This window comes from Streptomyces sp. NPDC097129 (assembly GCF_055668065.1).
In genome coordinates, this window is the sequence record NZ_JBVOQE010000004.1 from 185,894 (window position 1) to 202,911 (window position 17,018).

The following is a 17,018-nucleotide window of genomic DNA, read 5'->3' on the forward strand; positions in this document are numbered from 1 at the left end:
CGTGCGGGACCGAGGCGTTTGCCGAACCGACGAAAGCGAGCAAGATCCGTGTCCGCAGTCTCCGACCGGCTCCCGGTCTTCCCCTGGGACAAGCTGGAGCCCTACAAGAAGACGGCCGCGGCCCACCCGGACGGCATCGTCGACCTCTCCGTCGGCACGCCCGTCGACCCGGTGCCCGAGCTGATCCAGAAGGCCCTGATCGACGCCGCCGACTCGCCGGGCTACCCGACGGTCTGGGGCACGCCGGCGCTGCGCGACGCGATCACCGGCTGGGTCGAGCGGCGCCTGGGCGCCCGCGGGGTGACGCACCGGCACGTGCTGCCCATCGTCGGCTCCAAGGAACTGGTCGCCTGGCTGCCGACCCAGCTGGGCCTCGGCCCCGGCGACCGGGTCGCCTTCCCGCGCCTCGCCTACCCGACGTACGAGGTGGGCGCCCGCCTGGCCCGCGCGGACCACGAGGTCTACGACGACCCGACCGAGCTCGACCCGACCGGGCTGAAGCTGCTCTGGCTGAACTCGCCGTCCAACCCGACCGGCAAGGTCCTCGCCAAGGACGAGCTGACGCGGATCGTGGCCTGGGCCCGCGAGCACGGCGTCCTCGTCTTCTCCGACGAGTGCTACCTGGAGCTGGGCTGGGAGGCCGACCCGGTCTCCGTCCTGCACCCGGACGTCAACGGCGGCTCGTACGACGGCATCGTCGCCGTCCACTCGCTGTCCAAGCGCTCCAACCTGGCCGGCTACCGCGCCGCGTTCCTCGCCGGCGACCCGGCCGTCCTCGGCCCGCTGCTGGAGATCCGCAAGCACGGCGGCATGATGACGTCGGCCCCGACCCAGGCGGCCGTCGTCGCGGCCCTCGGCGACGACGAGCACGTGCGCGTGCAGCGCGAGCGCTACGCCGCCCGCCGCGAGGCCCTGCGCACCGCGCTGCTGAAGCACGGCTTCCGCATCGAGCACAGCGAGGCCAGCCTCTACCTGTGGGCCACCCGTGACGAGTCCTGCTGGGACACGGTCGCCCACCTCGCCGACCTGGGCATCCTGGTCGCCCCGGGCGACTTCTACGGCACGGCGGGCGAGACGTACGTCCGCGTGGCCCTCACGGCGACGGACGAGCGGGTGGCCGCCGCGGTGGCCCGCCTCTGAGAGGGCTCCGACACGGCTCTGGCACGGCTCAGCGCCTGACGCAGTACGCGGTGGCACAGCACGCGGCGACGGGGCCCAGGGAACATCCCCAGGCCCCGTCGCCGTACCAGCCGGTCAAGCCGTACAGCGGACCGTCAGCCGCCCAGCGGCAGGCCGCCCACCGGCAGGGACGGCGCGCCCTTGGTGAGCGCGTCCGTCGGCAGGCCGCCCTGCGTCGCGGTCTTGGCGGTGTCGCCGAGCAGGCCACCCGCCGAACCGGCCGCCTCACCGGCCGCCTTCTGGGCCACCGGGGTCAGCTTCTTCACCGCGCTGCCGCCGGTCTTGCCCGCGGCCGGCACCGCCTGCTGGACCGCCTTGCCGCTGGTTTCGCCCGCGGCGGCGGAGGAGTGCTGCAGCGCGCTGTCGGCCTGGTTGGCGACGCTCGCACCGTCCAGAGCCGTCAGCCCGCCCAGGTTGGGGGCGGCGGGCAGGGAGGGGGCCGCGCTGGCGGAGCCGGCCGCACCGACCCCGGCGGCCGCTCCTGCAGCGACGAGCAGCGCGGCGCGGGCGATCCGGCGGGTCAGGGGGAGGGACATGATGCTCCTTCGACGGGAGAGATCGGTGAAACGCTGAACTGGCCGTCCGGACCCGTGAGTTGGCCGATCGACTGGCTGTGATCGTTCGGGGTCGGACGCCATGACTACCGCTCGAAGCCCGCGAAGGTTGCGGATCGGCAACGCAAAGAGTTGGCAATGCGTCGCATTATCGGCTGCGGATAAAAACGGGCAAAGAGAGCCCGGTGCGAAAGTCCGCCGAAACCTTCCGCCCCTGTGTTCCCAAGGGATTTCGCAGGTACGGGGGTGACGGCGCGAAAACCTGCGCACCGCACCCGCCGAAACCCCGCCGAGTAACTCCTGCGAGTGAATGCCCGTACTACTGAGCAGTGACGATCCGGACCGCCGCGTCGGTGTCCGGGGACGCGTCCGCCGCCGTGTCCGCTCCTGGGGCGGCCGCGCGCCACGCGCTGTCGGTGTTCCCGGCGCTCCACTCACGCCCCGCGTACGTCACGCGCCGGATGTGCAGCGCGGAGGCGTTGGCCACCGCCCAGTGGGCCAGCTGCCAGCCGCGTTCGCGCACGCCGCGCCGGGCGTCCCCGGCGGGCACCGGCACGCTCACCGTCCGCCCGTCGGCCTCGGCGCTCACCGACGGCGACGGCGCCGGCCGGCCCTTGGCGCCGACCTCCGCGCCGGTCTCCTGGAAGGCGCCCCGCCCGAAGTCCCGCACCAGCGCGGCCCGCACCGCGTCCGGGCCGGCCGTGGCGTTCGCGCCGGGGCGGCCGGTGCAGGTCAGCGTGGCCGCGGACTGCCCGGTCAGGGCCGCGGCGAGCAGCGCCGCATCCGGCTCGTGCTTGGCGTACGCCTCCGGGTAGCCGCTGCGCTGCACGCGCTGCGCGGCCACCGTGAGCGGCAGCTCGGCGTAGTCCGGGACCTTGACCAGGTGCTCGTAGAAGACGCCCGCCGCGTACGTCGGGTCCATGATCTGCCGCTCGCTGCCCCAGCCCTGCGAGGGCCGCTGCTGGAACAGACCGAGGGAGTCGCGGTCACCGTGGGCGATGTTGCGCAGCCCGGACTCCTGCAGCGCGGTGGCGAGGGCGATCGTCACGGCGCGTTCGGGCAGGTCCCGGTTGGTACCGGCGGCCGCGATCGTCGCCGCGTTCACCGCCTGCTCGGGGCTGAACGCGTACGTCGCCCCGTCGCCCTTGCCCGAGACCACCTTGCAGGCCGGGGCGCCGGCGCCTCCGGTGACGTACTGCACCACGAGGTAGGCGGCGACCGCGCACAGCACCACGACGGCCGCGCCGAGACGCAGGAGACGGCTGCGACGCCTGGGGGAAGTGGGGGACGGCTCTGGCACGTCGTACAAGTTACTGGAGGGGGCCGTGGGCCCGGCCAGGGGTTCGCACACCGCGGAACCCGCGGGCGGCCGGGGGCGCGGGATAGGGTCGGACCCATGGCCGACACCCCGCTTGACCTCACGCTGGACGCCGCCGCGCTCACCGCGCAGCTGGTCGACTTCCCCTCCGAGAGCGGTACGGAGAAGCCGCTCGCGGACGCGATCGAGAGCGCGCTGCGTGCACTGCCGCACCTGACGGTGGACCGCTTCGGCAACAACGTGGTGGCGCGCACGGACCTCGGCCGTGCCGAGCGGGTCATCCTCGCCGGCCACATCGACACCGTGCCGATCGCCGACAACGTGCCCTCCCGGCTGGACGAGGACGGCGTGCTGTGGGGCTGCGGCACGTGCGACATGAAGGCGGGCGTCGCGGTGCAGCTGCGCATCGCGGCCACCGTGCCGGCCCCGAACCGCGACCTGACCTTCGTCTTCTACGACAACGAGGAGGTCGCCGCCGAGCTGAACGGCCTCAAGCACATCTCCGAGGCGCACCCGGAGTGGCTGGAGGGCGACTTCGCTGTACTGCTGGAGCCGTCCGACGGCGAGGTCGAGGGCGGCTGCCAGGGCACGCTGCGGATGCTGCTGAGGACGAGCGGCGAGCGCGCGCACTCCGCGCGCAGCTGGATGGGCTCCAACGCCATCCACGCGGCGGCGCCGATCCTCGCGAAGCTGGCCGCCTACGAGCCGCGCCGGCCGGTCATCGACGGCCTGGAGTACCACGAGGGCCTGAACGCGGTGGCGGTCTCCGGCGGGGTCGCGGGCAATGTGATCCCCGATGCCTGTGTGGTGACGGTCAACTTCCGTTACGCCCCGGACCGCAGTGAGGAGGAGGCCGTCGCCCATGTGCGGGAGGTGTTCGCGGACTGCGGTGTGGACGAGTTCGTGATCGACGACCACAGCGGCGGCGCGCTGCCCGGCCTGTCGCACCCGGCCGCGCGGGCCTTCATCGACGCGGTGGGCGGCACTCCGAAGCCCAAGTTCGGCTGGACGGACGTCGCCCGTTTCAGCGCGCTCGGCGTCCCGGCGGTGAACTACGGTCCGGGCAATCCGATCCTGGCGCACAAGCGGGACGAGCGCGTGGAGACGGCGAAGATCCTCGCCGGGGAGGAGCGCCTGCGGGCCTGGCTGTCCGCATGACCCGTTTGGCCGTGTTTACGACGCAGCGCGGCGGACATATTCAGGTCCCTCAGCCGTAACCTGCGGGGATCTACGCTGAGGTGCACGGACCGCACGACGGAGGGAGCGCACATGCCGACCGGGAACCCCGAGGGGAAGAAGATCCCGCCGGACGAGAAGCGGCTCGGACCGGTCCTCCGGCGACGGGACAAGGTGCAGGCCAGCACGACGGACCAGCGGCTGCTGGACGAGCGTGCCCCCTCCGACTGGGTGCACACCGACCCCTGGCGGGTGCTGCGCATCCAGTCGGAGTTCATCGAGGGCTTCGGCACGCTGGCCGAACTCCCACCCGCGATCAGCGTCTTCGGCTCCGCCCGCACACCGGTGGGCTCACCCGAGTACGAGGCGGGCGTACGGCTCGGACGCGCGCTCGTGGAGGCCGGCTGGGCGGTGATCACGGGCGGCGGCCCCGGCGCCATGGAGGCCGCCAACAAGGGCGCGTGCGAGGCGGGCGGCACGTCGGTGGGGCTGGGTATCGAGCTGCCCTTCGAGCAGGGGCTGAACCCGTACGTCGACATCGGGCTCAACTTCCGCTACTTCTTCGTCCGCAAGATGATGTTCGTCAAGTACGCGCAGGGCTTCGTCGTCCTGCCCGGCGGGCTCGGCACGCTGGACGAGCTCTTCGAGGCGCTGACCCTGGTCCAGACCCAGAAGGTCACACAGTTCCCGATCGTCCTGTTCGGCACCGAGTACTGGGGCGGCCTGGTCGACTGGCTGAAGAACACCCTGGTCGCCCAGGGCAAGGCGTCGGAGGCGGACCTGCTGCTGTTCCACGTCACGGACGACGTGGACGAGGCGGTGGCCCTGGTGTCGAAGGAGGCGGGACGGTAGGTGAGAGCGACGTATCCCATCCCGGAGGCGCGCGTGCCTCACGCCCATGCACGGCGAGTGCTCCTCGATGCGGCCGGGAGGAGCCCGGCCTGACGGCGGATGCCGGGGTCCTGGCGTGCAAGGCATGGAGCTCCTGGCGCCGGAGTCCGTGGCGGAGTCCCGTGGCGGTGGCTCCTGTGCAAGCGAGACGGGTGGATGGGTGGGACAGCACCCCCGGGGTCTGGGGCGGAGCCCCAGAGGACGGCACCCGCAGCCGACCGAACCCGGCAACCGGCGGAGCCCTCGGCCGACCCCTACGCCAACCCCCGCCGCGCCACCGCCGGCGGACGCCACCCCGCGAGGGACGCCACCATGTCCAGGACCTGCCGGGTCTCCGCGACCTCGTGCACCCGGTACACCTGCGCCCCCAGCCACGCCGACACCGCCGTCGTCGCCAGCGTCCCCAGCAGCCGTTCCTTCACCGGCTTGTCCAGCGTCTCGCCCACGAAGTCCTTGTTGGACAGCGACACCAGCACCGGCCACCCCGTCGCGACCATCTCGTCCAGCCGCCGCGTGGCCTCCAGGCTGTGCCGGGTGTTCTTGCCGAAGTCGTGCCCCGGGTCGATCAGGATCGATTCCCGCGGCACCCCCAGCGCCGCCGCGCGCTCGGCGAGCCCCACGGTCACCTGAAGGATGTCGGCCATGACGTCGTCGTACGCCACCCGGTGCGGCCGCGTCCGCGGCTGCACGCCGCCCGCGTGCGTGCACACCAGCCCCACCCCGTACCGCGCCGCGACCTCCGCGAGGCCAGGATCGACGCCGCCCCACGCGTCGTTCAGCAGATCCGCCCCCGCCGCGCAGACCGCCTCGCCGACCTCCGCGCGCCAGGTGTCCACACTGATGACCACGTCCGGGAACCGCCGCCGCACCTCGGCCACGAAGCCGACCGTGCGCCGGGCCTCCTCCTCGGCGCCGACCTCCTCGCCCGGCCCGGCCTTCACCCCGCCGATGTCGATGATCGCCGCGCCCTCGGTCACCGCCTGCTCCACGCGCGCGAGGGCCGGCTCGTCGCGGAACGTCGCGCCCTGGTCGTAGAAGGAGTCCGGGGTCCGGTTCACGATCGCCATGATCACCGGCTCGTGCGCGCCGAATTCCCGCCTGCCCAGCCTGAGCATCCGCTGTGACCTCTCGTCGTACGTCGTGGCTTCTGCCTGGTCTTACGCCGCCTGTGACCCTAACTGTCAGCGTCGCATGGCACGATCGGACCCTGACACTGAAAGACACCGAACGTGGGGTTGCCGGCGATGGTTATGTTCCTGTTCCTGGTCGTCGCGCTCGCCGTCGTGGTCGGCGCGGTGACGCTCGCCGTGGTGGGCGGCGGCGAGGGCACCGGCCCGCTGCCGGAGGCGGCCCCCGAGCGGCTCCACGACCCGCTGCCCCCGGACCGCCCCGTCACCCGCGCCGACATCGACGGCCTCCGCTTCCCGCTCGCCGCCCGCGGCTACCGCATGGCCGACGTCGACGACGCGCTCAACCGGGTCGCCGCCGAACTCGCCGAGCGCGACGCCCGGATCGCCGACCTGGAGTCCGCGCTGGCCGGTGCGCGGGCGGCGGCCACCCGCGTGCCGATGGACAAGCCCGAGCAGCAGCAGGAGGAGCAGTGACCACGGGCATCGCACTCGCCGGTCCGGACGGCGCCCGGCGCTGCCCGTGGGCGCTGTCCGCGCCGGAGTACGTGCCGTACCACGACGAGGAGTGGGGCCGCCCGGTCCACGGCGACGACGCCCTCTTCGAACGGCTCGCCCTGGAAGCCTTCCAGTCCGGCCTGTCCTGGATCACCATCCTGCGCCGCCGCCCCGGCTTCCGCGCCGCCTTCGCCGGCTTCGAGATCGCCAAGGTCGCCGCCTTCGACGACGGCGACCGCGAACGGCTGCTGGGCGACGCCGGCATCATCCGCAACCGAGCCAAGATCGACGCCACGCTCGCCAACGCGCGCGTGCTCGCCGAGTGGCAGCCCGGCGAGCTCGACGACCTCATCTGGTCGCACGCCCCGGACGCGGGCGGCCGCCCGGCCCCCAGAACCCTCGCCGACGTGCCCGCGGTCACCCCCGAGTCGACGGCCCTGTCCAAGGCGCTGAAGAAGCGCGGCCTGCGCTTCGTCGGCCCGACGACGGCGTACGCCCTGATGCAGGCGTGCGGCCTGGTCGACGACCACCTGACCGACTGCGTCGCGCGCCGCCGGTGAGCCCTACCGGCCCAGGTACTTCGGCTTCTCCTTGTTGACGAAGGCCTGCACCGCGATCGCGTGGTCCTCGGACTGCCCCGCACGCGCCTGCAGCTCGTCCTCCTTCTCCAGCGTCTCGGCCAGGGAGTGCGTCAGGCCGTACGCCACCGACTCCTTCAGCGCCGCGTACGCCACCGTCGGCCCCTGCGCCAGCTGCCGCGCCAGCTTCTCCGCCTCCGCGCGCAGGTCGGCCGTCGGCACCAGCCGGTTGGCGATACCCAGCTCGTACGCCTCCTGGGCGGAGATGGTGCGCGGGAAGAGCAGCAGGTCGGCGGCGCGGCCGGGGCCGACCACGCGGGGCAGGGACCATGAGACGCCGGAGTCCGCGGTGAGCGCGACGCCCGCGAAGGACGTGTTGAACGCGGCCGTCTCCGCGACGATCCGGTAGTCCGCGGTGAGCGCGAAGCCGAGGCCCGCACCGGCCGCGACGCCGTTGACCGCGGCCACCACCGGCTTCGGCGCGCCGGCCAGGGCCCGCACGATCGGGTTGTAGTGCTCCTTGACCGTGCTCATCGTCTGCCCCGAGCCGGACTCCCGGTCCGCGGCCAGCAGCCCGATGTGCTCCTTGAGGTCCTGGCCCACGCAGAACGCCCGGTCCCCGGCCGCGGTGAGCAGGATCGCCCGTACGGCGCTGTCACCGGCCGCGGACTCGGCCGCCTCCCGGAGGGCGACCTTGGTCGCGATGTCCAGCGCGTTCATCGCCTCCGGGCGGTTCAGCGTGATCGTCGCGAGCCCGTCGCTCACCTCGTAGAGCACGGTGTCGGCCATGGCGCATCCCTCCGGTGTCGCGGCACGGCGTACTGCTCGGTACGCCGATGTACGAAGGACAGCATGGCGGAGATCACCGGCGGTGGACCGGGCCGGACATGTGAGGTGCGTCAAACAATTCCACGCACGGCGCACTCGGGGGCTGTCCGCGCGGTCGAGCAGTATCGCAGGCACATCGCCGAATTGAGTGGTTTTGCTCGCGCGCGTTGTCCAAGCGATGCGGGCTGATGTTGGTCATCGGGTCCTGAGATGCGGGATAATGGCTGGGAAGCAATGTGTTCGATGCCGGTGTCGCGTGTCCTCGGTCCATTCGGGCAGGGGATCCGCGCCTGCCCTTCACGGGCCGTCGGCTTTGACGATGAGCTGGTTTCAGGAAGGGGAACGAGCATGGCGGCCATGAAGCCGCGGACGGGCGACGGCCCGCTCGAGGTGACCAAGGAGGGGCGGGGCATCGTCATGCGCGTTCCGCTCGAAGGCGGCGGTCGGCTCGTCGTCGAGCTGACCCCGGACGAGGCCGACGCCCTCGGCGACGCCCTCAAGAAGGTCGTCGGCTGACGCGCAAGCGACCATATCCTTTCGGCCGCCCCGGCGCCCCAAGCGGGTGCCGGGGCGGCCGTTTGCGCAGGTGAGAGCCACATGCCATCGCAGGGAAGTCCGGCGTTCCCAGCGGCGGGCGGGTCAGCGGGTCAGCGGTTCAGCGCTTGACCGCGCACAGCAGGCCGTCCCCGACCGGCAGCAGCGAGGGCACCAGATCCTGGCTCTCGCGCACCGCGCGCAGCAGCTCCCGGATGCGTATGACCTCGGTGGGCTGCGGACCGGAGTCGACCGTGCGGCCGGCCGCGAAGACGCCCTCGAACACCACCAGGCCGCCGGGGCGCAGCAGGCGCAACGATTCAGCGAGGTAGTCCAGGAACTCCAGCCGGTCGCCGTCGCAGAAGACGAGGTCGTAGCCGGAGTCCGCGAGGCGCGGCAGGACGTCGAGGGCCGGGCCGGGGATGAAACGGGCCCGGTTGCTGGCGAACCCGGCGGCGCGGAAGGCCTGCCGCGCGAACTGCTGGTGCTCCGGCTCGGGGTCGACGGTGGTCAGCACGCCGTCGGGACGCATGCCGTACAGCAGATGGATGCCGGAGACGCCGCAGCCGGTGCCGATCTCCGCGACCGCCTTGGCGTCCACGGTGGCGGCGAGCAACCGCAGGGCCGAGCCCGTGCCGGGCGACACCGAACGCAGCCCCGCCTCACGGGCCCGGTCGCGGGCCCACAGCAGCGCGTCGTCCTCGGCGACAAAGGCGTCGGCGAACGCCCAGTCCGTCTGCCGGTTGCCGGTAATGACCCTCTCCTGTCCCCATGGTTGCCTCGGCGTGACTGTATCCGTTGGGCCCGGGAACCCGCAGATGGGACCGGGCGTTTAGAAGGGTGGGAGACGCACCGGGGGGACACAGTTGGATCACGATGCGGCGCGGGGCGCCGAGCAAGTGCTGACGCAGCCGTATGAGCCGTATCAGCACAGATCAAATTCTCGTAAAACCGCTTATCCGGTCCTAACGGGCGAGGTGGCTATGGTAGGGGCTCCACTGGACACCACCAGAGCTGACAGGGGAGGTGCGGCCGCGCCCGAGGATCGGGGAGGAGTGCTGCGGCGCTTCCTCGGATCGGCGGGCAGGCCGAAATCCGTGACCGACACTGCTGACACCAGCCACGCCGCAGGCTTCACCGCCGGCCAGACCGCGACCTTCTCCACCGACGCGGACGGCCAGGCGTGGACTCCGCCCACCTGGGAGGAGATCGTCAGCACGCACAGCGGCCGGGTGTACCGCCTCGCCTACCGCCTCACCGGCAACCAGCACGACGCCGAGGACCTCACGCAGGAGGTCTTCGTCCGCGTCTTCCGCTCCTTGTCGACGTACTCGCCGGGCACCTTCGAGGGCTGGCTGCACCGCATCACCACCAACCTCTTCCTGGACATGGTGCGCCGCAAGCAGCGCATCCGTTTCGACTCCCTCGGCGAGGACGCGGCCGAGCGGCTGGCCAGCAAGGAGCCCTCCCCGCAGCAGGTCTTCAACGACGCCCACTTCGACGCCGACATCCAGCAGGCGCTGGACACGCTCGCGCCGGAGTTCCGCGCCGCCGTCGTCCTGTGCGACATCGAGGGGCTGAGCTACGAGGAGATCGCCGCGACCCTCGGCGTCAAGCTCGGCACGGTCCGCTCGCGCATCCACCGGGGCCGCTCCCAGCTGCGCAAGGCGCTCGCCCACCGCTCGCCCGAGGCCCGGGAGCGCCGCTCCCTGATGGCCCGCGTGCCCGTGCTGGGGGGAGGGGGCGCCACCGCGTGAGTGGATCACGTCCCAACCCGGCAGAGCAGCACCTGGGAGACCGACTCTCCGCCCTGGTGGACGGCGAGCTCGGTCATGACACGCGTGAGCGCGTCCTGGCGCACGTGGCGACCTGCCCGAAGTGCAAGGCGGAGGTCGACGCGCAGCGCCGTCTGAAGAACGTCTTCGCAGAGGTGGCCCCGCCGCCCCCGTCCGAGAGTTTCCTGGCCCGTCTCCAGGGGCTCCCCGGGGGAGGTGACCCCGACGGCGGCGGCTCGCCGTTCGGCGGTGCAGGGCTCGGCGGATTCTCCGCGGGCCTCCCGGGACGCTCCGGGGCGTTCGGGGTCTTCGGTGCGAAGCGGGGCGGCGGCGCGCCGTTCGACTTCGACTACACGCCGGGCCGCGGGCCGGGACACGGACACGCCGCCGCGGTGCCGATGCCGGCCGAGCACGGTTTCCGCATCCACCCCGTCGGCCGGGGCGAGGCCGGCCCCTCGCGGGGCCTGCGGTTCGCGTTCGTCGCGGCCGGGGCCGTGTCGCTGGCCGCGATCGCCCTGGGCGGTGTCACCACCGGCGGCCCGGCCGGCGCGGACACCCGGGCCGGCGCCGGCAGCAATGTCACCCCGGCCGGCTCCCAGAGCGCGGGCGCGGCGCCGACCCCGGAGAGCCAGCGCCGTCGCGGTGCGACACCGCTGTCGGCGCAGAGCGGCCTGGGCACGTTCGCGGGCACCACGGCGGCGCCCACGACGCTGTCCGCGCCGCTGCTGCCGGGCCGCCTGCCGGCTCCGGGCACCGTCCAGGACGTGGTGCGCACGCTGACCACGCCCGTCATGGCCGGTGCGGCCGCCATGTCACCGCTGATACGCCCGCTCAGCGTCACGGCGCCCATCGCGCTGACCACGCCGTCTCCGCTGTCCCCGCTGTCCGCGGTGCCCTCGGTGACGGCGCCGGGAGTGCTGTCCCTGTCGGCCTCCGGTGGCCCGGCGTCCCCCTCCGCGTCGCCTTCCGCCACGTCCTCCCCCTGACGACCCCTGCGCGGCGGGCCCGCGAACCTGGTTGAATCCAGATCAGCCGCGCCCTCGGCACGCCCGGGGCGCGGGGTTCGACCATCCGCGGCCGCCGCCGACGAGCCGTGCCGCGGCCACCCGTGGGGAGAGCATGAACGAGGGGAAGCCCACGCAGGGTCCGTCCGAGGGACGGAACACCGGGCCCGACGCGGCCCAGGAGTCCGACGCGGCCCCGGAGTCCGACACGGCCCGGGAGTCCGACGCCGACTTCGAACTGGCCCGGCCGCGGACCCATGCGACCGGCGACGCCGGGGCGGGCGAGCGGGCACTGGAGGCGCCGGCCGACCGGGACTACGAACTGAGCGAGCCGGTCCTGAGCGAGCCGGTCCCGGCTGGCGGGGATGCGATCCCTGCGGCCCCGGCGGCCCCTGCGGCAGGGCCCGAGCCGCTGCACGAGCCCGACCCTTACAGCACCCCTCCCTACGGAGAACCGGGCCCCTGGGCACCGGCTCCACCGGTCCAGCACCCGGCGGCATCGGCGGCATCGGCAGCACCGGCGGTGCCGGCAGTCCCGGCCGTCCCGGCGGTAGCCCCCGCGCACAGCACGCTGACCGCGCCCGCACCCCCGCCCCCGCCGGCCCCCGGACCCACCCCCGCGCCCCCACCAGGACCCGTAGCCGCGCCGCTGCCCGCCGGGTCCCCGCACGGCCCGGTGCCGGGCGTCCCCGCCCCCCAGGACGCCGCCCCTCAGGACCCCCCGCCCCCCACCGACCCCTGGCACCGCTACGACCCCTGGGCCGCGGCCGGTGCGCCCCCGCACACCGCCGCCGGCGCGCAGGCACCCCTTCAGCAGACCGGTGCCGCCGTCGACACCGAGGAGCAGCGCCGTCGTAAGCAGCGGCGGTCGGCCCTGGTCGTCGTACTCGCGGTGGCGCTCGTCTGCGGCGGCGTCGGCGGTGTGGTCGGCGCGTACCTGGAGCGCAACGGCGGGTTCGGCGCGTCCGTTGAGCTGCCGCAGGCCGGGGGCGAGCCGACCGGCCGCGCCCCGGACAGCGTCGCCGGGATCGCCGCCCGCGCGCTGCCGAGCGTGGTCACCCTGCACGTCACCGGCAGCGAGGAGCAGGGCACCGGCACCGGCTTCGTCCTGGACACGCGCGGGCACATCCTCACCAACAACCACGTCGTGCAGCCGGCCGGCACCGGCGGCGAGATAACCGTCGTGTTCAACGGCGGACAGTCCGCCAAGGCCAAGGTGGTCGGCCGGGACAGCGGCTACGACCTCGCCGTCGTGCAGGTCAGCGGGGTCAAGGGGCTGAAGCCCATGCCGCTCGGCAACTCCGGCAACGTCCGGGTCGGTGATCCCGTCGTCGCCATCGGCGCGCCCTTCGACCTGGCGGGCACCGTGACCTCCGGCATCATCAGCGCCAAGGAGCGGCCGATCACCGCGGGCGGGGAGAAGGGCGACGGGAGCGATGTGTCGTACGTCGACGCCCTGCAGACCGACGCGCCGATCAACCCCGGCAACTCCGGCGGCCCGCTCCTGGACTCCCGGGGCCGGGTCATCGGCATCAACTCCGCCATCCGTTCCGCCGACAGCGGCGCCGACGCGGAGGGCAGCGGGCAGGCCGGTTCCATCGGCCTCGGCTTCGCCATCCCGATCAACCAGGGCCGACGCGTCGCCGAGGAACTGATCAACACCGGACACGCCACACACCCGGTCATCGGCGTCACGCTCGACATGGAGTACACCGGCGACGGCGCCCGCGTTGGCGCGCAGGGCGACGGCGGCGGCCCCTCCGTCACCCCGGGCGGACCCGGCGCCAAGGCGGGGATCAGGCCCGGCGACGTGATCACCGCGGTCGACGGCCAGGGAGTCCACTCCGGCGAGGAACTGATCGTCAGGACCCGCGCGCACCGCCCCGGCGACCGCCTGGAGCTGACGATCGAGCGAGGCGGACAGGAGCGAAAGGTTTCACTGGTCCTGGGCACGGCCGGCGGAGACTGAACTCCCCTCGCGCCACTGACGCAAACCTCACCCCGGGACGGTACCGGTCGGACAGGTCGGACAGGTACCGTGGACCCGGCCGAGGACATCGCAAGGAGCTACAGGTGTTCAATGACATAGGACCACTCGAGGTGGTGACCATCATCGTGCTCGCTGTGCTCGTCTTCGGTCCCGACAAGCTCCCCAAGGTCATCCAGGACGTCATGCGGACGATCCGGAAGATCCGCGAGTTCTCGGAGAGCGCGAAGCAGGACATCCGGCAGGAACTGGGACCGGAGTTCAAGGACTTCGAGTTCGAGGACCTCAACCCCAAGACGTTCATCCGCAAGCAGATGGAGAACGAGGACCTGGGGCTGAAGGAGATCCGCAACGGCTTCGACCTGAAGAAGGAGATGGCCGAGGTCACGGACGCGGTGCACAGCCGCGACACCGAGATCGCCGCCGCCAACGGCTCCCCGGCCGCCACCGCCTCCGGCCGGGTCGACATGACCAAGAAGCCCGAGGACGGCGGCAAGGACGACCGCCCGCCGTTCGACGCCGACGCGACCTGAACGCGCCGCCCGCGCGACCCACGCGCCGGGCGGATTCCCGGCTGCCCGCGGTGAGATGGATATGCTGCCGAGTTGTTGTGCGGATCGGACGAGTACGCCCGAAGGGGGGCGGGCCGTTCCGGTCCGACGAGAGCGAGGAGGCGTCCGGGCATGGAGACGACGAGTCGGGCAGTCGCGCAGTCGCCGGCTGCGGAGGGTGGACAGCAGGTTCCCTCCGCACGGCGCACGGTCGACGGCTACCTGCGCGCGCCCTTCCCGTGGTACGGCCTCGACGAGGCGTTCACCGGGCCGCGCTGGCTGATGCAGGTGGGAACGGCGGCCGACGGGGCCGTCGAGCACGGTTCGATCGGGCACGGTGACGAGCCCTCGGTGCGGGGCGAGAGCGGTGCGGCCGGTGAGCCGCGGGAGAAGTTCGCCGTGGTGGTCACCGTCGCCGCGCACCCCTCCCGGCGCAGCGCCGACGGCACGGGGCTGCTGGAGGCGACGTCCGTCTCCTCGGCGGCGTGGCTGGCCGGGGTCGGGCTGCTGTCGTTCACCTGGCCCGGCCAGATGGACCACACCCTGCGCGACGACTGGCTGGAGCAGCAGACGGAGACGGCCTGGGTGCTGGCCGACGACCTCGACGGCGAGGACTGGTCCACGCTGTCCCTGCCGGTGGACGGCGTGCCGACGCCGTTCCACTACCGGGAGTCCGAGTTCGGCTGGGTCCTCGCCGGCACCACCCAGCAGGGCGTGCACCTGGGCGCGTACGGCCGTGGCATGAGCGCGTACGGCCTCGGCTTCGCCGTGATCAAGGACATCGCCACGTACGCCTGACGGCGGACGTTCACGGGTCCCGTCGGCCCGGCCGTGTGCGGGGGCCCCGTCCGCCCCGCCCGGCCGGGGCGAGGCCGCACAAACTGGCCGTACGGTCCGCCCATGCGGCGCCGCGTGACGGTTCCGGCAGGACGTGGCGGTCGGGGTCGGGCATGGTGGACATGTGATCCTCGTGGCCGCGACCTTCGCCGTGATGGGAGCGGCGTGCAATGCCGTGGGTACGGCGTTCCAGCGCAAGGCCGCCTCGTCCGTCCCGAGCGGTGGCGGACTGCGCCTGCTGCTGGCCCTGGCGCGGCGTCCGGTCTGGCTGATCGGTATCGCCGGGGTGCTGGCGTCCGCGACCTGCCAGGCGCTCGCGCTGCTGAACGGGCCGATGGCGCTGGTGCAGCCCCTGTTCATCCTGGAGCTGCCCTTCGCGCTGCTGATCGCCGCCCGGCTGATGGGCCGCAGGATGCCGGCCCCGGGCTGGTGGGCGGTGGCCGCGGTGGTCACCGGACTGGCGCTGATCCTCGCCTGCGCCGCGCCCTCCGGCGGCGGCAACGAGGCGCCGATGGTGCGCTGGCTGCCGGTGCTCGCGCTGTGTCTGGGGGCGATGGGGGCGGCGGTGGTCGCCGCCCGCCCGGGCCGCCCGCCCCTGTTCCGCGCCGCGGCGCTCGGGGCGGCCGCCGCCGTCGGCAACGCCCTCACCGCGGCGCTGCTGAAGACGGCGAGCGACTCGTTCGCCGAGGGCGGCCTGCCGGGCTTCCTGAGCACCTGGCAGACGTACGGCTTCGCGCTGGTCGGAAGCGCGGCGCTGCTGTTGCTGGAGAACTCCCTGCAGGCCGGTTCACTGGCCGCTTCCCAGCCGGCGCTGACGATCGGGGACGCGACGGTCAGTCTGCTGCTCGGCGTCACGCTGTTCGAGGAGCACATCCGTGCCGGCTGGTGGCTGGTGCCCGAGGCACTGGGCATCGGCTGCATCGTCTGGGGCGTCGTGCGGCTGACCCGGGTCGTGCCGAACGCCCAGGAGACGCTCGCGGGCGACGGCAGCCCGTCAAGGCCGTCGCCGCCCCGGTGAACGTCAGAGTGAACGTCAGAACTTGTTGCGCGGCGTGATGCCCAGCGACAGCCCCGACAGGCCCCGCTGACGGCCGCCGAGCTTGCCCGCGATGGCGCGCAGGGCCGAGCCGGCCGGGGAGTCCGGGTCGGTCAGCACGACCGGCTTGCCCTCGTCGCCGCCCTCGCGCAGACGCACGTCGATCGGGATGGACCCGAGGACCGGCACCGTCGCACCCGTGGTGCGGGTGAGGCCGTCGGCGACGGTCTGGCCGCCGCCCGTGCCGAAGACGTCGACCATCTCGCCGCAGTGCGGGCAGGGCAGGCCGGACATGTTCTCGACCACGCCGACGATCTTCTGGTGGGTCTGCACGGCGATGGACCCGGCGCGCTCGGCGACCTCGGCGGCGGCCTGCTGCGGGGTCGTGACGACGAGGATCTCGGCGTTCGGGACCAGCTGGGCGACGGAGATCGCGATGTCACCGGTGCCGGGCGGCAGGTCCAGCAGCAGCACGTCCAGGTCGCCCCAGTACACGTCCGCGAGGAACTGCTGCAGCGCGCGGTGCAGCATCGGGCCGCGCCACACGACCGGGGCGTTGCCCGGGGTGAACATGCCGATGGAGATGACCTTCACGCCGTTCGCCGACGGCGGCATGATCATGTTCTCGACCTGGGTGGGACGGCCGTCCGCGCCGAGCATGCGCGGCACGCTGTGGCCGTAGATGTCGGCGTCGACGACACCGACCTTCAGCCCGTCGGCCGCCATCGCCGCCGCCAGGTTCACCGTCACCGAGGACTTGCCGACGCCGCCCTTGCCGGAGGCGACCGCGTACACGCGGGTCAGGCTGCCGGGCTTGGCGAAGGGCACCTCGCGCTCGGTCTGGCCGCCGCGCAGGGCCGACGCCAGCTCCTTGCGCTGCTCGTCGCTCATCACGTCGAGCGTGACGTCGACGCGCGTGACGCCCTCGACGCGGGAGACCGCGTCCGTGACGCGCTGGGTGATGGTGTCGCGCATCGGGCAGCCGGACACCGTCAGGTACACGGTGACCGCGACCGCGCCGTCGGCGCCGATCTCCACCGATTTGACCATCCCGAGTTCGGTGATGGGCCGGTTGATCTCGGGGTCGTTCACCGTCGCCAGCGCTTCGCGCACCGCGTCTTCCGTAACCATAAGGACGATGGTAC

18 protein-coding genes are annotated in these 17,018 nt (G+C 73.0%); 12 read left to right on the forward strand and 6 right to left on the reverse strand.

What is annotated here, in order from left to right; translation table 11 throughout:
- Positions 1-48: 48 nt before the first annotated feature.
- Complete coding sequence (locus AC0B9F_RS14660) at positions 49-1,140, forward strand: bifunctional succinyldiaminopimelate transaminase/glutamate-prephenate aminotransferase (RefSeq protein WP_472002451.1); 1,092 nt, start codon at positions 49-51, stop codon at positions 1,138-1,140.
- A 134-nt stretch (positions 1,141-1,274) separates the two neighbouring features.
- Here AC0B9F_RS14660 and AC0B9F_RS14665 read toward each other — a convergent pair whose 3' ends face one another.
- Both AC0B9F_RS14665 and AC0B9F_RS14670 read right to left on the reverse strand, forming a co-directional pair.
- Positions 1,275-1,715 carry an ATP-binding protein gene (locus tag AC0B9F_RS14665; RefSeq protein WP_472002453.1) on the reverse strand — a complete coding sequence of 147 codons (441 nt, stop codon included), beginning with the start codon at positions 1,713-1,715 and terminating at the stop codon, positions 1,275-1,277.
- A gap of 337 nt (positions 1,716-2,052) precedes the next feature.
- Positions 2,053-3,033: a VldE C-terminal domain-containing protein gene (locus tag AC0B9F_RS14670; protein ID WP_472002454.1), complete on the reverse strand. Its 981-nt coding sequence runs from the start codon at positions 3,031-3,033 to the stop codon at positions 2,053-2,055.
- A gap of 96 nt (positions 3,034-3,129) precedes the next feature.
- On the opposite strand from AC0B9F_RS14670, the gene dapE reads away from it, so the two are divergent.
- Together dapE and AC0B9F_RS14680 are read left to right on the forward strand one after the other, a co-directional pair.
- Positions 3,130-4,209 carry a succinyl-diaminopimelate desuccinylase gene (gene dapE, locus AC0B9F_RS14675; RefSeq protein WP_472002456.1) on the forward strand — a complete coding sequence of 360 codons (1,080 nt, stop codon included), beginning with the start codon at positions 3,130-3,132 and terminating at the stop codon, positions 4,207-4,209.
- Positions 4,210-4,320: 111 nt separating this feature from the next.
- Positions 4,321-5,079 (forward strand): LOG family protein, encoded by a 759-nt coding sequence (locus tag AC0B9F_RS14680; protein WP_472002458.1) that lies wholly within the window; start codon positions 4,321-4,323, stop codon positions 5,077-5,079.
- Between the two features lie 293 nt (positions 5,080-5,372).
- Here AC0B9F_RS14680 and folP read toward each other — a convergent pair whose 3' ends face one another.
- Positions 5,373-6,233: a dihydropteroate synthase gene (folP, locus tag AC0B9F_RS14685; protein WP_472002460.1), complete on the reverse strand. Its 861-nt coding sequence runs from the start codon at positions 6,231-6,233 to the stop codon at positions 5,373-5,375.
- 135 nt (positions 6,234-6,368) lie between these two features.
- On the opposite strand from folP, the gene AC0B9F_RS14690 reads away from it, so the two are divergent.
- Both AC0B9F_RS14690 and AC0B9F_RS14695 read left to right on the forward strand, forming a co-directional pair.
- Positions 6,369-6,722 carry a DivIVA domain-containing protein gene (locus AC0B9F_RS14690; RefSeq protein WP_472002962.1) on the forward strand — a complete coding sequence of 118 codons (354 nt, stop codon included), beginning with the start codon at positions 6,369-6,371 and terminating at the stop codon, positions 6,720-6,722.
- Entirely contained in the window at positions 6,719-7,303 is a 585-nt protein-coding gene (locus tag AC0B9F_RS14695; RefSeq protein WP_472002462.1) for a DNA-3-methyladenine glycosylase I, read from the forward strand. Before AC0B9F_RS14690 ends, AC0B9F_RS14695 begins: the two co-directional genes overlap by 4 nt.
- A 3-nt stretch (positions 7,304-7,306) precedes the next feature.
- Here AC0B9F_RS14695 and chcB read toward each other — a convergent pair whose 3' ends face one another.
- On the reverse strand, positions 7,307-8,110 hold the full coding sequence (gene chcB / locus AC0B9F_RS14700) for a 2-cyclohexenylcarbonyl CoA isomerase (protein ID WP_472002464.1): 804 nt from the start codon (positions 8,108-8,110) through the stop codon (positions 7,307-7,309).
- A 387-nt stretch (positions 8,111-8,497) separates the two neighbouring features.
- Between chcB and AC0B9F_RS14705 the strand changes: the two genes are divergently transcribed.
- Positions 8,498-8,665: a DUF3117 domain-containing protein gene (locus AC0B9F_RS14705; RefSeq protein WP_003966491.1), complete on the forward strand. Its 168-nt coding sequence runs from the start codon at positions 8,498-8,500 to the stop codon at positions 8,663-8,665.
- Positions 8,666-8,804: 139 nt separating this feature from the next.
- Here AC0B9F_RS14705 and AC0B9F_RS14710 read toward each other — a convergent pair whose 3' ends face one another.
- Positions 8,805-9,503, reverse strand: coding sequence for an O-methyltransferase (locus AC0B9F_RS14710; RefSeq protein WP_472002964.1), 699 nt, complete (start codon positions 9,501-9,503; stop codon positions 8,805-8,807).
- Between the two features lie 235 nt (positions 9,504-9,738).
- On the opposite strand from AC0B9F_RS14710, the gene sigE reads away from it, so the two are divergent.
- From sigE to AC0B9F_RS14740, 6 genes are all read left to right on the forward strand, one after another.
- Positions 9,739-10,440, forward strand: coding sequence for an RNA polymerase sigma factor SigE (gene sigE / locus AC0B9F_RS14715; protein ID WP_472002466.1), 702 nt, complete (start codon positions 9,739-9,741; stop codon positions 10,438-10,440).
- A complete protein-coding gene (locus AC0B9F_RS14720; protein ID WP_472002467.1) occupies positions 10,437-11,444 on the forward strand; it encodes an anti-sigma factor family protein in 1,008 nt (335 codons plus the stop codon). Before sigE ends, AC0B9F_RS14720 begins: the two co-directional genes overlap by 4 nt.
- A gap of 133 nt (positions 11,445-11,577) precedes the next feature.
- Positions 11,578-13,431, forward strand: a complete 1,854-nt coding sequence (locus tag AC0B9F_RS14725; protein ID WP_472002469.1) for a S1C family serine protease — start codon at positions 11,578-11,580, stop codon at positions 13,429-13,431.
- A gap of 104 nt (positions 13,432-13,535) precedes the next feature.
- The gene (locus tag AC0B9F_RS14730; RefSeq protein WP_472002471.1) at positions 13,536-13,982 is read left to right on the forward strand and encodes a sec-independent translocase; all 447 of its coding nucleotides are present in this window, start codon (positions 13,536-13,538) and stop codon (positions 13,980-13,982) included.
- A gap of 150 nt (positions 13,983-14,132) precedes the next feature.
- The gene (locus AC0B9F_RS14735) at positions 14,133-14,798 is read left to right on the forward strand and encodes a hypothetical protein (RefSeq protein WP_472002473.1); all 666 of its coding nucleotides are present in this window, start codon (positions 14,133-14,135) and stop codon (positions 14,796-14,798) included.
- Between the two features lie 163 nt (positions 14,799-14,961).
- Positions 14,962-15,855 (forward strand): DMT family transporter, encoded by an 894-nt coding sequence (locus tag AC0B9F_RS14740; protein WP_472002475.1) that lies wholly within the window; start codon positions 14,962-14,964, stop codon positions 15,853-15,855.
- Between the two features lie 15 nt (positions 15,856-15,870).
- Here AC0B9F_RS14740 and AC0B9F_RS14745 read toward each other — a convergent pair whose 3' ends face one another.
- Positions 15,871-17,004 carry an Mrp/NBP35 family ATP-binding protein gene (locus AC0B9F_RS14745; protein WP_472002477.1) on the reverse strand — a complete coding sequence of 378 codons (1,134 nt, stop codon included), beginning with the start codon at positions 17,002-17,004 and terminating at the stop codon, positions 15,871-15,873.
- Between the last annotated feature and the right edge of the window lie 14 nt (positions 17,005-17,018).

What these genes read in the sequence shown, in the direction of transcription:
- AC0B9F_RS14665 (WP_472002453.1), bottom strand. Translation starts at nt 1,715, where the DNA reads ATGTCCCTCCCCCTGACCCGCCGGATCGCCCGCGCCGCGCTGCTCGTC.
- AC0B9F_RS14680 (WP_472002458.1), top strand. Translation starts at nt 4,321, where the DNA reads ATGCCGACCGGGAACCCCGAGGGGAAGAAGATCCCGCCGGACGAGAAG.
- AC0B9F_RS14690 (WP_472002962.1), top strand. Translation starts at nt 6,369, where the DNA reads ATGTTCCTGTTCCTGGTCGTCGCGCTCGCCGTCGTGGTCGGCGCGGTG.
- dapE (WP_472002456.1), top strand. Translation starts at nt 3,130, where the DNA reads ATGGCCGACACCCCGCTTGACCTCACGCTGGACGCCGCCGCGCTCACC.
- folP (WP_472002460.1), bottom strand. Translation starts at nt 6,233, where the DNA reads ATGCTCAGGCTGGGCAGGCGGGAATTCGGCGCGCACGAGCCGGTGATC.
- AC0B9F_RS14745 (WP_472002477.1), bottom strand. Translation starts at nt 17,004, where the DNA reads ATGGTTACGGAAGACGCGGTGCGCGAAGCGCTGGCGACGGTGAACGAC.
- chcB (WP_472002464.1), bottom strand. Translation starts at nt 8,110, where the DNA reads ATGGCCGACACCGTGCTCTACGAGGTGAGCGACGGGCTCGCGACGATC.
- AC0B9F_RS14735 (WP_472002473.1), top strand. Translation starts at nt 14,133, where the DNA reads ATGGAGACGACGAGTCGGGCAGTCGCGCAGTCGCCGGCTGCGGAGGGT.
- AC0B9F_RS14705 (WP_003966491.1), top strand. Translation starts at nt 8,498, where the DNA reads ATGGCGGCCATGAAGCCGCGGACGGGCGACGGCCCGCTCGAGGTGACC.
- AC0B9F_RS14725 (WP_472002469.1), top strand. Translation starts at nt 11,578, where the DNA reads ATGAACGAGGGGAAGCCCACGCAGGGTCCGTCCGAGGGACGGAACACC.